Below are 14,498 nucleotides of genomic sequence, written 5' to 3'. Positions count from 1 at the left end.
GGATCAGCCGTCGTACTCCTCCATGGGCGGGCAGGAGCACACAAGATTGCGGTCACCGAACGCACCGTCGATGCGGCGCACCGGCGGCCAGTACTTCTCCGCCGCCTCGACGCCGGCCGGGAAGACCGCCTCCTCACGGGTGTACGGATGCGGCCACTCGCCGCCGAGCGCGGCCGCGGTGTGCGGGGCGTTGCGCAGCGGGTTGTCGTCCTTGTCCCACTCCCCCGAGCCGACCTTGTCGATCTCCGCGCGGATCGCGATCATCGCTTCGCAGAAGCGGTCCAGCTCGTGCAGGTCCTCGCTCTCGGTCGGCTCGATCATCAGCGTGCCGGCCACCGGGAAGGACATCGTCGGCGCGTGGAAGCCGTAGTCGATCAGCCGCTTGGCGACGTCGTCGATGCTCACCCCGGTCGCCTTGGTCAGCGGCCGTACGTCGATGATGCACTCGTGCGCGACCAGGCCGCCGGGGCCGGTGTAGAGCACGGGGTAGTGCGGCTCCAGGCGCTTGGCGATGTAGTTGGCGCCGAGCACCGCGACCTGGGTGGCGCGCGTGAGGCCCGCGCCGCCCATCAGACGGACGTACGCCCAGGAAATGGGCAGGATGCCCGCGGAACCCCACGGCGCCGCGGAGATGGGACCCACACCCGTCTCCGGGCCCGCGGTGGGCTGCAGCGGGTGGTTGGGCAGGTACGGCGCCAGGTGGGCGCGCACGCCGACCGGGCCGACGCCGGGGCCGCCGCCGCCGTGCGGGATGCAGAAGGTCTTGTGCAGGTTCAGATGCGAGACGTCGCCGCCGAACTTCCCGGGCTCGGCGAGGCCGACCAGCGCGTTGAGGTTGGCGCCGTCCACGTACACCTGACCGCCCGCGTCGTGCACGGCCGCGCAGATCTGCGTGATGTGCTCCTCGAACACGCCGTGCGTGGACGGGTAGGTCACCATCAGCACCGCGAGCTGGTCCCGGTACTGCTCGATCTTGGCGTGCAGGTCGTCGGTGTCCACCTCGCCGTCCTCGCCGGTCTTGACGACGACGACCTTCATGCCGGCCATCACGGCGCTGGCGGCGTTGGTGCCGTGCGCCGAGGACGGGATCAGGCAGACGGTGCGCTGCTCGTCACCGTTGGCGCGGTTGTACGCCCGTACGGCCAGCAGGCCGGCCAGTTCACCCTGCGAACCGGCGTTCGGCTGGATGGAGACCTTGTCGTACCCGGTGACCGTGGCCAGCCGCTCCTCCAGCTCCGCGATGAGCGTGAGGTAGCCCTGCGCCTGCTCGACCGGCGCGAAGGGGTGCAGCTGCCCGAACTCGGGCCAGGTGACCGGCTCCATCTCGGTCGTCGCGTTCAGCTTCATGGTGCACGAGCCGAGCGGGATCATGCCGCGGTCCAGCGCGTAGTCCTTGTCCGCCAGGCGGCGCAGGTAGCGCAGCATCGCGGTCTCGGAACGGTGCTGGTGGAAGACCGGGTGCGTCAGGTACGCGTCGCCGCGCAGCAGCCCCTGCGGCAGCGCGTCGGCCACGGTCGCGTCGAGCTGCTCGATGTCGGCCTGGACGCCGAAGGCGCTCCACACCGCGTGCACCTGCGCGCGTCCGGTGGTCTCGTCACAGGCGACGCCCACCAGGTCGGCGTCGACCAGCCGCAGGTTGACGCCGGCTTCGCGGGCCGCCGCGACGGCCGCGGCGGCCCGGCCCGGCACCCGTACGGTCAGCGTGTCGAAGTAGCCGTCGTGCACGACCTCCACCCCGCCCGCCCGCAGGCCCTCCGCGAGTATGGACGCGTAGCGGTGGGTACGGCGCGCGATGGCCGCGAGGCCGTCCGGGCCGTGGTAGACGGCGTACATGCCCGCCATCACCGCGAGCAGCACCTGCGCGGTGCAGATGTTGCTGGTGGCCTTCTCCCGGCGGATGTGCTGCTCACGCGTCTGGAGGGCGAGCCGGTACGCCTTGTTGCCGTCGGCGTCCACCGAGACGCCCACCAGCCGGCCCGGCAGGCTGCGGGCGAACTTCTCCCGTACGGCCATGAATCCGGCGTGCGGGCCGCCGAAGCCCATCGGGACGCCGAAACGCTGCGTGGTGCCGACGGCGATGTCGGCGCCCAGCTCGCCCGGCGAGGTCAGCAGCGTCAGCGCCAGCAGGTCGGCGGCGACGGTCACGATCGCGCCCAGCTCGTGCGCCTGCTCGATGACGGCACGCGGATCCCGTACGGCACCGGAGGCGCCCGGGTACTGGAGCAGCACGCCGAAGACGCCACGCTCGGCGGCCTCCGCCGGGATGCCCTCGGACAGGTCGGCCACCACGACCTCGACGCCGGTCGGCTCGGCGCGGGTCTCGATCACGGCGACGGTCTGCGGCAGGCAGTCGGCGTCGACCAGGAAGACGCCCTGCTTGACCTTGCCCACACGACGCGAGAGGGCCATCGCCTCGGCCGCGGCCGTGCCCTCGTCCAGCAGCGAGGCGCCGGAGGTCGGCAGTCCGGTCAGGTCGGCGACCATGGTCTGGAAATTGAGCAGCGCTTCGAGCCGGCCCTGGGAGATCTCCGGCTGGTACGGGGTGTAGGCCGTGTACCAGGCGGGATTCTCCATCACGTTGCGCAGGATCACCGGCGGGGTGAACGTGCCGTGGTAACCGAGGCCGATCATCGGGGCGAGCACCTGGTTGCGGTCCGCGAGCGCCCGCAGCTCGGCGAGGACCTCGGCCTCCGTGCGGCCCTGGGGCAGGCCCAGCGCCTCCGCGCTCTTGATCACGTCCGGTACGGCGGCCGCGGTCAGTTCGTCCAGCGATCCGAACCCGACCTGCGCCAGCATCTTGGCCTGGGCCTCCGGGCCGGGGCCGATGTGCCGCTGCTCGAACGGGGTGCCTCGTTCCAGCTCGGTCAGGGAGCTGCGGGTGGTGGTCATCTGCGGGGGCCTCCTGGTCGTTTCGACCTGCGCGGGGCACCACGGCGCTGGTGCCCGGACGGCCTCCCCCTCTGTCATCTCAACCTGAGAGCTTCACCGGTCCCGCACGCGGAACCGGCTTTCACCGTCGGTGAGGAAGGGTTCCGGCGCTGTGCCCGCCCGTGGCCCGCCCTGCTTTCCAGAGTGACCTCGTCCATGCGGTACGTGAGCCTGAGAGATTCCGGGGAGGAGTTGCTCCTTCGGCGCCTACGCCAAGATCGACGAAGGACTCTCCCGCATGGGGTCGACAGCCGCTCGCCAGCCTACCAGCGCGGCGAACGGACGTTCCTTCGAGTGGCCGGGGCATGAATTGTGCCGTTTGGTAGTTGTCACAAGGCAGTTGCGACCACTTGGAGGGACCGTGCAGACCGATATCGATCCCCGCAGCTTGATCGGCCGCAAGGCGTTCGACAAGAACGGAACCAAGATCGGCACCGTCGACGAGGTGTACCTGGACGATGCGACCGGTGAACCGGAATGGGCGGCCGTACGCACCGGGATCTTCAGCCGGGACGCGTTCGTGCCCCTGGAGCCCAGCGATCTGGTCGACGAGGCGCTGCACGTCCCCTACGACCGCAAGCTGATCAGGGACGCGCCGGACTTCGGAGTGGGCCGCCACCTCTCGCCGGAACAGGAACTACAGCTCTACCACCACTACCGTCTGGACATTCCGGCCCCCGATCCCAAGCCCGGGTCGGACGCCGCGCCGGCCGACACGGAGTTCGGGCGGGTGGCCGGCGCCGAGGACTGAGCACCGGGCGGAGGAGTTCCGTGGGCGCCGGGCTCCTCCGTCATGCCGTCGCCGGGCCCGCCGGGCTCCTCCGTCACGCCCTCGCCGGACCCGCCGCCCTCGCCGGACCCGCCGGCCTCGCCCGATCCGCCGGGCCCGTTCGCGTTCCCGGCCTCGCCCTCGCCACGGCCGCCGGGGCCGCCCGCCCCGCCGGGCAGGCCGTCGCGCCACCCGTCCGGCGGACCGCCCACCAGCGGCAGCGGCTCCCCGGGCCGCAGCGCGGGGTCCTCGACCGGAAACGTGCGCACCCGCCCGGGCCCGGACCACGGCTGTTCGAACCGTACGGTCACCCGGCCCACGCCGCTGCCCTGCACCCAGCCCGCCCCGTGCTCGTCATGGATCACGTCGAGCCCCGGGAGCCAGCGCCGGGGCCGCTCGGGCTCGTCGGCGGCCATCCGCGCGGCCTCGTCGGCCGCCCGGCGCGCCCGCTCGGCCTCCTCCTCGGCCGCCTTCTCCGTCGCCACCTGGGCGAACAGGTCCTCCTGTGTGAAGTCCGCGAGGCCGGTCACCCCCACGCCCAGCAGCCGTACGCCGCCCGTCGTGTCCACCAGGTCCAGCAGCCGGGCCGCGGCCTCCCGCACCACGCCCTGGTCGTCCGTGGGCCCGCGCAGCGTCTCCGACCTGGTCAGCGTCGAGAAGTCGTAGTTACGCACCTTGATCACGACGGTCCGGCCGGACCGCCCGGCCGCCCGCAGCCGCTGCACACACCGGTCAGCCAGCCGCGTCACCTCGGCGCGCACCCGCGTCCGGTCCGTCAGGTCCACCTCGAAGGTGTCCTCGACCGATATCGACTTCGCGTCCCGCTCGGCCACCACGGGCCGCTCGTCGCGGCCCAGCGCCATCGCGTACAGCCCGGCGCCGTGCGCCCTGCCCAGCAGCCGTACGAGCTCCGCCTCGCCCGCCTCCGCCGTCTCGGCGACCGTGTGGATGCCCGCCCGGCGCAGCGTCTCCGCCGTGGCCGGGCCGACGCCGGGCAGCGTACGCACCGTCATCGGGCCGAGCAGCTCCCGCTCCGTGCCGGGCTCGATGACCACGAGGCCGTCCGGCTTGGCCTGCTCCGAGGCGATCTTGGCCAGCATCTTGGCCCCGGCCAGCCCCACCGACCCGGTCAGCCCCGTCCGGCGCCGGATGTCCCGCCGCAGCCGCTCCCCCACCGCCCGCACCGCCGCGGTGTCCGCCGCGACGCCGCCCGCTTCCAGGTCCACGAACGCCTCGTCCAGGCTGAGCGGCTCCACCAGCGGCGACAGCTCGTGCAGCAGCTCCATCACCACGTCGCTGACCTGGCGGTACAGGGTGAAGCGCGGCGTCAGGTACGCCGCGTTCGGACAGCGGCGGCGGGCCTGCGCGGTGGGCATGGCGGAGCGCACCCCGAAAACCCGGGCCTCGTACGAGGCCGTGGAAACCACGCCGCGCGGGCCGATCCCGCCGACCACCACGGGCTTTCCGCGCAGGCTCGGCTTGGCCGCCTGCTCGGCGGCCGCGAAGAACGCATCCATGTCGAGATGCAGGATCGTCGGCGCACGTCTCACACGACTGATGCTCCCCCACACCACTGACAATCGCGCCGACCGGCCTCGCCGGGCGACACGGGAAGGGCTCGGGGACGCACTGGAGGCACTGGAGAAGCCTTCTGGGGTTCGAGTGCGTCGGAGGTGCTCCTGGTGCGGCAGAGACGCGACAGACGGCCGTGACGGACGTACGCGGCGATCCGGCGCCCGGAGCCGATACACCAGGCACCGCGCCGCGCCACGTCATACGGTCCCGGCCCCCACGGGCCGTCCAATCTCCACGGCCAGCCAGGCCACCACGGGGCGTACGACCGTCAAGGGCCAGCCATGGACGGACCGGCCGCCACGTACTGTGCGGCCGGTCCCCTTCGGCTCAGCCCGCCCGGTTGCGCCGCCGCGCCAGTTCGTCGTGCGGGTTGTGCCGGACCAGCGTCTCGCCGGTGTCCACCCGCTCGCCGTGCAGCTGCGACAACGCGCCCTCCACATCGCGCCACACCACGCCCACCGCGATGCCGAAGACGCCCTGCCCGCCCTGGAGCAGGTCGACGACCTCGTCGGGCGAGGTGCATTCGTAGACCGTCGCGCCGTCGCTCATCAGGGTCATCCTCGCCAAGTCGGACAGCCCGCGGGAGCGCAGGTGCCGGACGGCGGTGCGGATGTTCTGCAGGGACACCCCGGTGTCCAGCAGCCGCTTGACGATCTTCAGGACGACGACGTCCCGGAAGTTGTAGAGCCGCTGGGTGCCCGACCCGTAGGCGGGCCGTACGCTCGGCTCGACGAGCCCCGTACGGGCCCAGTAGTCGAGCTGGCGGTAGGTGATCCCCGCGGCCGCGCACGCCGTAGGGCCGCGGTAGCCGATGGTTTCCGCCCCGCGGTCCGCCGGTACCTCGGCAGCCTGTGCCGGGGTGCGGTCAACAGCCCCGGGGTGGAGCGGCAACGCCCCTTCCGCCGCCGTACCGTCGCCGGTGATTGCCACGCCGACCTCCGTCCTCCACGTCCCGGACGGGACCTGCCATATCGACGGTATGCAGTCACTCGGGGTGCGTCAACGATCGCCGCGCTCGCCACGCCGAGTGATAATCACCCTGCGAGTGGTTTCTCGTGCCTCGAGACGGGGAAAGGCTACTCGAATGCGCGGAAGACGGCCCTCCGCGCACCCGGCTCACTGACTGTTGGTGCCGAAGTCCTCGGGCGAGATCTGGTCGAGGAACTCGCGGAACTTCTCCACCTCGTCCTCCTGCTCGTCCGGGATGGCGATGCCCGCGTCGTCGAGGACCCCGTCGGTCCCGTAGATCGGCGTACCGGTGCGCAGCGCCAGCGCTATGGCGTCGGACGGACGGGCGCTGACCTCGACACCACTGGCGAAGACCAGTTCGGCATAGAAGACCCCCTCGCGCAGGTCCGTGATGCGGACCTGGGTCAGTTCCTGGCCCACCGCTTCCAGCACGTCTTTGAAGAGGTCGTGCGTCAGCGGCCTGGCAGGGGCCATCCCCTGCTGGGCGAAGGCGATGGCGGTGGCCTCCCCCGGCCCGATCCAAATGGGCAGGTAACGGTCGCCTCCTACCTCCCGTAGGAGCACGATCGGTTGGTTGGAAGGCATTTCCACCCGGACACCCACGACATCGAGCTCGTTCACACAGCAACCCTAGGACGTGCCCGGGCGGTTTGGGTAGTCGGGCCACCCATTGCTCACGTCGGCCGGACCCGCAGGGCGGACTGGACCAGGGCCGCGTGCAGCCGTACGGACAGCGTGGCCAGCTCTCTGGCGGTGGCCTCGGCGTGCTGCCTGGTCTGCGGATTGCGGTGCCGGCGCAGCGGCGCGACGACCTGCTCGACGAGGTTGGCCTCCCGTTCGGCGGCCGCCTTGACCGCCCGCAGATGGCGGGGTTCCAGACCGAATCGCCCCAGTTCGGCGACGAGCCTGGCGACCGTCACGGCCTCGATGTCGTACCCGCCGTCGGCGTCCGGGACGATGAGTCCGTACGCCTCCCAGTCGGCGAGCTCGGCCTCCTCGACCTCCGCGGTGGCCAGCAGCTCCGCCCGGCCGATGCGGGCGGCCGTGGGCAGGTCACCGGCCGACTCGCCGAGCCCCTCGAACAGCTCCCCCGCGGGCGCGGCGGGAGCCGACAGCGGCACCTGTTCGCCCCGCGCGAGGGCGTCCAGGTGCTCGCGGATCACTTTCAGCGGAAGATAGTGGTCACGCTGCATCCGCAGGACGGCCGCCAGCCGGGCGACGTCGTCCGCGCTGAACTTGCGGTATCCGGACGGGGTGCGCCGCGGCTCGACGAGCCCCTCGGCCTCCAAGAAACGGATCTTGGAAATCGTGACCTCGGGGAACTCGTCGCGCAGCGCGTTGAGCACCGTACCGATGCTCATCAGCTTGCCGTCCGAGGTGGTGCCGGCGGACCCGGCACCACCCGGCGCAGTGCGGTGCATATGCCTTCCCTGGCCGGTCAGAAGCCGACGCCCCGCTGGCTCGCGTAGAAGACCAGCCGGAACTTGCCGATCTGGACCTCGTCGCCGTTGGCGAGCGGCACCGAGTCGATCCGCTCACGGTTGACGTACGTGCCGTTGAGGCTGCCGACGTCGGCGACGGTGAAACCGTCCTGGCCGCGGCGGAACTCCACATGGCGGCGCGAGACCGTCACGTCGTCCAGGAAGATGTCGCTCTGCGGGTGCCGCCCGGCCGTCGTCAGATCGCCGTCCAGCAGGAAGCGGCTGCCCGAGTTCGGGCCGCGGCGCACGACCAGCAGGGCCGAGCCCATGGGCAGCGCCTCGACAGCCGCCTGCGCCTCCGGGGACAGCGACGGCACCGCCGTCTGCCCCGTCGTCTCCGCGTCGTACGCCTCCAGCCCCGAGATGGAGATGGTGGAGGTCGTCTCGGAGGCACGCTCGGCCTGCGCCCCGGGACGCAGCGGCGCTCCGCAGTTGGAGCAGAACCGGCTCGCCTCGGCGTTGCGGTGACCGCACCTCGTACAGACCGGCAAGGCAACCCCTCCACCCGTGTTCGCGGCCGACGGTCCCTGGGAACCTATGCGGCCGGGCACGGAGGGGTCAACAGAATGAGCACCCGGCGCTCCGGGGCCACCGACCTGGTCACGGAAGAGCGGACGCTCTCCGCCGGCGCCGCCCTCCTCGGGCTGGCGCGGGGCACGGTGCTTGGCCGAGCCGCTGCCGCCCTCCTGGCGTGCGCTCTTGCCGAACAGCTTTGCAAACAACTTCACGGGCGATTCCCCTTGAACGAAACAGACCCGCCCGTGGGGCAGGACGAACCCTCGATGCACACACCGGCCGATCCGGACATCTTGTTAACGTCCGTGGCCTTCACACAGTTTCCACCACGCACCACCCGTACGGTGCGCCGACCCCCCGCTACCTCATGCGCGACCCGAAGCGTCCGCATTCGTCGCCGGCTCACCGCGATGACGACCGAGCGTAGTCAGGCCGCTTCGCCTCCCGCAAGGCGTCCACGATGATCTTCTCGTCACGGCTCACCGACACAGTGGCCTGCTCCTTCTCCAAAGTCTGCACCACACCGCCAGGGATGTTCAGCGCCGGTTCGAGGTCCTCGGGCTTGCCGATCACCTTGAAACGGTACGGCTGGGTGACGCGCTTGCCGTCGACCTCCACGCCGCCGCGGACGTCCGACAGGTACGAATCGGCCACGAGCCGTACGTCGTTGATCTGAATGGCCTCGGCGCCGGCCGCCCGCAACTCCTGGACGGTGTCCAGGAGTTTGTCCGCCTCGACGGAGTGCGTCGGATCGTTGATGGTGAGGCTGATGCCCGGCCCCTGGGCCGCCACCGTCCCCGCCAGCACGCCGAGCTGCTGCTCCTTCTCCACGGTCTGCTTCCGGGCCTCCTCGGCCTGGTCCGAGCTGTTCTCCAGCTCGGTCTTCTGGCCCTCCAGCCTGCGCTGTTCATCCGTCAGGCGTTGCGAACGGTTGTCCAATTCATCCAGGATGCGCACCAGGTCCTCCTGCCGCGCGCCCCGTAGTGCGCTGTTGTCACTCGTGGAACGTACCTGAATTGCCAGGCCGAGACCGAGAATGAACAGCAGCAGGGCCACGATCAGTTGGGCGCGGGTCAGCCGCGGCGGCCACAGACCGGCCGCCAGACGCTGCCGTCCGGTCACCTCCGGCCCCGCCGCACCGGCCCCGGCCGTCTGGTCCGTACCAGTCGCCGGCGCCTCGTCAGCAGCGCTCCCAGCGCCGTCCTGCCGGTTCCGGGACGGGCTCTCCGGAGGCATCGGCCGCCGGTCGGCCGGCCGGTCCGCTCCACCGGAGCCCGCTGGCGGCTCCTTCCGCGGCTCCCCGCCCGGCTCCGGCGGCGTGCCGTCCCGCTCGGGGGTGTCGTCCGTAGCCATCGGCATCAGGCCCTGAAGACGTGCCGGCGGATGGCCGCGGCGTTGGAGAAGATGCGGATGCCCAGTACGACGACCACACCGGTGGACAGCTGGGCGCCGACGCCGAGCTTGTCGCCGAGGAAGACGATGAGCGCGGCGACCACCACGTTGGACAGGAACGAGACGACGAAGACCTTGTCGTCGAAGATGCCGTCCAGCATCGCGCGCAGACCGCCGAAGACGGCGTCCAGCGCCGCGACGACAGCGATCGGCAGATAGGGCTCGACCACCGTCGGCACCACGGGTCGGACCACAAGCCCGACCACGACTCCCACGATGAGGCCCAGTACGGCGATCACGATGTGCCCTTCCCTGTGTCGGCGCCACCCGTGGCACCGGCCTTCGGCTGTGCTGTACGTACGATCAAACTGGGTGCGGGCGGCAGCCTGACCTCGTTCTCGGCGGAAATCTTCGTACGAATCCCGTAGTTCTTGCGCAGCACGTCCAAGTACTGGCCGTCCGCACTGTCCTGGAACGCGGTCGCGAGCTTGTGCCCGTCCCCCACCGCCAGCACCGTGTATGGCGGCACCAACGGTTTGTTGTCGACCAGTATGGCGTCTCCCGCGGCCCGGATCGCCGAGAGGGACGTGAGCCGCTGCTCGTTGACGGCGACCGCCTCGGCCCCCGACGCCCAGAGGCCGTTGACGACCCGCTGCAGATCGCGGTCGCGCAGCCGCCCGGTGTCCGAGAAGCCGGTGCTCTCCCGCGGCCCCCCGCCGCTCGACTTGGCCGACTTGGCGTCGTCGACGACGAGTTTCACCCCGGGACCGGTCACCTGCGTCGAGCCGGCCAGCAGCGCCAGCAGCTCGGCGCGGTCACCGCCGTGCTTCTTCAGCGCCTCGCGCTGCATCGCCCCCACGTCGTCGCGGAGCGCGTCGACCCGCTTCTGCACCGCGTCGGCGTCGGCCGTGCCGTGCTCGATACGGTTGATCAGCTCTTCGCGTTCCTTCGCCAGGGTGGGAGCCGATATCCGCGCCTGGGCGGCGCCGACCGTCACCACCACCGCGGCCAGCACCAGGCCCGCCGCCAGCCCCAACTTGGCCCGCAAGGTGCGGGGCAGGCCCCGCACCCCCGCCGCCGCCTTGCGCTCCGCCGCTTCCGCGTACCCGTCGTCCAGGGCGTGGTCCATGACGTTGGTCAGCAGCGACATCGAGGCGTCGGGGCGCGATGCCTGGTGGGGGGTGCTCCGATCGGGGCGCTGCTGCGACATGCCGCACATCGTCGCACGTCGGCGCCGCAGTCACCCAATGGCCCCACCGGCGTGCCGAATCGCGGCACGCCGGTGGGGCCACGGAGCGGTACGGACGTCCGCGCACCCGCCGGGGATCAGCGGCCCGCGCTGTCCACCACCGCCGACCACTCGTCCAGCAGCTGCTGGGCCGAGGCGTCGTCAGGGCCTTCCGCCCACAGATGGGTGACGGCCTCCGCCGGGTCCGGCAGCACCAGCACCCAGCGCCCGTCGGCCTCCACCACCCGAACGCCGTCGGTCGTGTCCACCGACCGGTCGCCGGCCGCCTCCACCACATGGCGCATGACCAGGCCCTTGACCGCCCACGGCGTCGCCAGGTCCCGCTTGAGCACATGCGCCCGCGGAATCCGCGCGTCGATCTGGCTGAGCGTGAGCTGTGTACGGGCGACCAGCCCGATCAGCCGTACGAACGCCGCCGCGCCGTCGAAGACGCTGCTGAACTCCGGAACGATGAAGCCGCCGCGGCCGTCACCGCCGAAGATGGTGTCGTCCGCGCGGCCCACCCGGGTCAGGTCGTCGGGCGAGGTGGTCGTCCACTCCACCTGCGTGCCGTGGTACGCGGCCACCTGCTCGGCGATACGGGTGGTGGTCACCGGCAGGGCCACCCGGCCGCTGCGCCGCTCGGCGGCCACCAGGTCGAGCATGACCAGCAGCGCCCGGTCGTCCTCGATGATCCGGCCGCGCTCGTCCACCAGCGACAGCCGCTCACCGACGGGGTCGAACCGCACGCCGAAGGCCGCCCGCGCGGAGGCCACGATCTCCCCGAGCCGGACCAGCCCGGCGCGTCGGGCGTCGGCGGTCTCCGTCGGCCGGGACTCGTCCAGGCCGGGGTTGATGGTCAGCGAGTCGACGCCGAGCCGCCCCAGGAGGCTGGGCAGCACCAGGCCGGCGCTGCCGTTCGAGGCGTCGACGACCACCTTCAGGCCCGCCTCGCCGATGCCTTCGGTGTCCAGCGACCTGAGCAGCGACCCGGTGTACGAGTCGTAGACGCTGGACGGGAAGTGCAGGTCGCCGATCTCGCCGGGGAAGGCCCTGCGGTACTCCTGGCGCGCGTAGACCCGGTCCAGCTTGCGCTGGCCCGCCAGCGAGAGGTCGGCGCCGCGCTCGTCGAGGAACATGATGTCGACGGAGTCCGGCACGCCCGGTGTCGTACGGACCATGATGCCGCCGGCGCTGCCCCGGGCCGTCTGCTGCCGGGCCACCGGCAGCGGCACGTTCTCCACGTCCCGTACGTCGATGGCGCTGGCCTGGAGCGCGGAGATCATCGCGCGCTTCAGCGCACGCGCGCCACGGGAGTGGTCCCGGGCGATGGTGACCGTGGACCCCTTCTTCAGGGTCGTGGCGTACGCGCCGGCGAGCCGTACCGCCACCTCGGGGGTGATCTCGACGTTCAGGATGCCGGAGACGCCGCGGGCGCCGAACAGGTGCGCCTGGCCGCGGGACTCCCAGATCACCGAGGTGTTGACGAAGGCGCCGGCCTCGATGGTCTTGAACGGATAGACCCGGACATTGCCCTGAACAATCGATTCCTCACCGACGAGGCACTCGTCGCCGATGACGGCTCCGTCCTCGATGCGGGCCGCCCGCATGATGTCGGTGTTCTTGCCGATCACACAGCCGCGCAGGTTGCTCTGCTGGCCGATGTACACGTTGTCGTGCACCACGGCCTTGTGCAGGAAGGCGCCGCTCTTGACGACGACGTTCGACCCGACGATGGTGTGCTCGCGCAGCTCCGCGCCGGCTTCGACCTTGGCGTAGTCGCCGATGTACAGCGGGCCGCGCAGTACGGCATCCGGGTGCACCTCGGCGCCCTCGGCGACCCAGACGCCCGGCGAGATCTCGAAGCCGTCGATGTCCACGTCGACCTTGCCCTCAAGGACGTCGGCCTGGGCCTTCACATAGCTCTCGTGGGTGCCCACGTCCTCCCAGTAGCCCTCGGCGACATAGCCGTAGACCGGCTTGCCCTCCTTCATGAGCTGCGGGAAGACATCGCCCGACCAGTCCACCGGGACGTCGGGATCCACATAGTCGAATACTTCGGGCTCCATGACGTAGATGCCCGTGTTCACCGTGTCGGAGAAGACCTGGCCCCAGGTCGGCTTCTCCAGGAACCGTTCGACCTTGCCTTCCTCGTCGACGATCGTGATACCGAATTCCAGAGGATTGGGGACCCTCGTGAGGCAGACGGTGACGAGCGCGCCCTTCTCCTTGTGGAAGCGGATCAGGTCGGTGAGATCGAAGTCGGTGAGCGCGTCTCCGGAGATCACGAGGAAAGCGTCGTCGCGGAGCGCCTCCTCTGCGTTCTTCACGCTGCCGGCCGTCCCGAGCGGTTTTTCCTCGTTGGCGTAGGTGAGCTCCATACCGAGCTCTTCGCCGTCACCGAAGTAGTTCCGGACGAGCGACGCCAGGAATTGCACGGTCACTACGGTCTCGCTGAGCCCATGCCGCTTCAACAGCCGCAGCACATGCTCCATGATCGGCCTGTTGGCCACGGGCAGCAGCGGCTTGGGCATACTCGACGTCATGGGGCGAAGGCGAGTGCCTTCACCACCGGCCATCACAACGGCCTTCATGTCGGAAGCGTCCTCCTCGAAACTGACGACGGTCCTGCCGACTTCGCCCGTCCGGGAGAGTTACCGTTCTCCGCCTTCGGCACCCGGTCGGGCCGGGTGCGAAAACCTACGGCGAGTTCAGTCGGCCTTGGTGTCCGCCTTGATGAGACGGCGGACCTGGACCACATAGAGGATCCCTGCCCACCAGTACAGTGCTGTACCCCATCCGGCGAACGCCCATCCGAAAATTTCAGCGAGCGTGTGGAGCCAGCCTTCTCCGTCGCTGAGCAGCAGCAACGGGAAGGCATACATCAAGTTGAATGTAGCCGCCTTCCCCAGGAAGTTCACCTGGGGCGGTCCGTACTTGTGGCGGGCGAGGGCCGCGACCGCGATCAGCAGCATCAGTTCGCGTGCCAGCAGGGCCGCGGTGACCCACAGCGGAAGGATTCCGCGCCAGGTCAGGCCCACCAGGGTGGAGAGGATGTACAGCCGGTCGGCGGCCGGGTCGAGGATCCGGCCCAGGCTGCTGATCTGGTTCCAGCGGCGGGCCAGCTTGCCGTCGAGGTAGTCACTGACGCCGCTCAGCGCCAGGACCAGCAGCGCCCAGTACTTGGTGTCCGGGCCGCCGAACTCCTTCCACAGGATCAACCACAGGAACACCGGCACGCCGACGAGGCGAGCCATGCTCAGAATGTTCGGGATGGTGAGGACACGATCCGTCTGGACGCGCGTCTCCTGGACCTCCACCCGGGGGCCTCCTGTGGGAACGTACCGACGATGCCCCCTGACCTTACCTGGCCGCTCCGGCCCGGCACACCGCGGGTCCCCTGTCCGGATACCGCACGACAACACCCCACATAACCGGTGGGCGGTGCGCCACAGCCGGCCGGGTACCTTCGGGCCTGCGCCGGCCTGGGCCCGGACGCACAACGCAGAAAGCCCCGCACCATACGGTGCGGGGCTTCCCACTTTCAAAAGGAGTTCGGCGGCGTCCTACTCTCCCACAGGGTCCCCCCTGCAGTACCATCGGCGCTGAAAGGCTTAGCTTCCGGGTTCGAAATGTAACC

The 14,498-nt window shown here is 70.6% G+C and carries 12 protein-coding genes, 1 rRNA gene and 1 riboswitch; of the genes, 1 reads left to right on the top strand and 12 read right to left on the bottom strand.

Annotated elements, in window-relative coordinates; translation table 11 throughout:
- Nucleotides 1-3: 3 nt before the first annotated feature.
- Nucleotides 4-2,889 (bottom strand): aminomethyl-transferring glycine dehydrogenase, encoded by a 2,886-nt coding sequence (gene gcvP / locus ACZ4QV_RS37240; protein ID WP_361617822.1) that lies wholly within the window; start codon nt 2,887-2,889, stop codon nt 4-6.
- Between the two features lie 188 nt (nt 2,890-3,077).
- Nucleotides 3,078-3,175: riboswitch (glycine riboswitch) on the bottom strand.
- A gap of 114 nt (nt 3,176-3,289) precedes the next feature.
- Between gcvP and ACZ4QV_RS37235 the strand changes: the two genes are divergently transcribed.
- Complete coding sequence (locus tag ACZ4QV_RS37235; protein WP_361159405.1) at nt 3,290-3,679, top strand: PRC-barrel domain-containing protein; 390 nt, start codon at nt 3,290-3,292, stop codon at nt 3,677-3,679.
- On the opposite strand, the gene ACZ4QV_RS37230 is transcribed toward ACZ4QV_RS37235, so the two are convergent.
- From ACZ4QV_RS37230 to rrf, 11 genes are all read right to left on the bottom strand, one after another.
- Nucleotides 3,583-5,247 carry a DNA polymerase IV gene (locus ACZ4QV_RS37230; protein ID WP_361617824.1) on the bottom strand — a complete coding sequence of 555 codons (1,665 nt, stop codon included), beginning with the start codon at nt 5,245-5,247 and terminating at the stop codon, nt 3,583-3,585. The genes ACZ4QV_RS37235 and ACZ4QV_RS37230 overlap by 97 nt on opposite strands.
- A gap of 352 nt (nt 5,248-5,599) precedes the next feature.
- Nucleotides 5,600-6,202, bottom strand: coding sequence for a MerR family transcriptional regulator (locus tag ACZ4QV_RS37225; protein WP_030019930.1), 603 nt, complete (start codon nt 6,200-6,202; stop codon nt 5,600-5,602).
- A gap of 186 nt (nt 6,203-6,388) precedes the next feature.
- The gene (locus ACZ4QV_RS37220; RefSeq protein WP_003984965.1) at nt 6,389-6,862 is read right to left on the bottom strand and encodes a bifunctional nuclease family protein; all 474 of its coding nucleotides are present in this window, start codon (nt 6,860-6,862) and stop codon (nt 6,389-6,391) included.
- Nucleotides 6,863-6,915: 53 nt separating this feature from the next.
- The gene (ftsR, locus tag ACZ4QV_RS37215) at nt 6,916-7,662 is read right to left on the bottom strand and encodes a transcriptional regulator FtsR (RefSeq protein ID WP_361637456.1); all 747 of its coding nucleotides are present in this window, start codon (nt 7,660-7,662) and stop codon (nt 6,916-6,918) included.
- 17 nt (nt 7,663-7,679) lie between these two features.
- On the bottom strand, nt 7,680-8,492 hold the full coding sequence (locus tag ACZ4QV_RS37210; RefSeq protein WP_206505925.1) for an FHA domain-containing protein: 813 nt from the start codon (nt 8,490-8,492) through the stop codon (nt 7,680-7,682).
- 148 nt (nt 8,493-8,640) lie between these two features.
- Entirely contained in the window at nt 8,641-9,597 is a 957-nt protein-coding gene (locus ACZ4QV_RS37205) for a DUF881 domain-containing protein (RefSeq protein WP_361159411.1), read from the bottom strand.
- The gene (locus tag ACZ4QV_RS37200) at nt 9,597-9,929 is read right to left on the bottom strand and encodes a small basic family protein (protein ID WP_003984969.1); all 333 of its coding nucleotides are present in this window, start codon (nt 9,927-9,929) and stop codon (nt 9,597-9,599) included. The genes ACZ4QV_RS37205 and ACZ4QV_RS37200 overlap by 1 nt, the downstream gene beginning before the upstream one ends.
- Nucleotides 9,926-10,840 carry a DUF881 domain-containing protein gene (locus ACZ4QV_RS37195; protein WP_361159415.1) on the bottom strand — a complete coding sequence of 305 codons (915 nt, stop codon included), beginning with the start codon at nt 10,838-10,840 and terminating at the stop codon, nt 9,926-9,928. The genes ACZ4QV_RS37200 and ACZ4QV_RS37195 overlap by 4 nt, the downstream gene beginning before the upstream one ends.
- A gap of 116 nt (nt 10,841-10,956) precedes the next feature.
- Complete coding sequence (locus ACZ4QV_RS37190) at nt 10,957-13,452, bottom strand: mannose-1-phosphate guanyltransferase (protein WP_361159417.1); 2,496 nt, start codon at nt 13,450-13,452, stop codon at nt 10,957-10,959.
- 117 nt (nt 13,453-13,569) lie between these two features.
- Nucleotides 13,570-14,178, bottom strand: a complete 609-nt coding sequence (locus ACZ4QV_RS37185; RefSeq protein ID WP_030019924.1) for a CDP-alcohol phosphatidyltransferase family protein — start codon at nt 14,176-14,178, stop codon at nt 13,570-13,572.
- Between the two features lie 233 nt (nt 14,179-14,411).
- Nucleotides 14,412-14,498, bottom strand: a 5S ribosomal RNA gene (gene rrf / locus ACZ4QV_RS37180); the annotation flags it as partial.

It is taken from the genome of Streptomyces sp. NPDC026394 (genome assembly GCF_055567735.1).
Note: the sequence above shows the minus strand (reverse complement) of the source record. Positions and strands in the feature narration are given on the sequence as shown.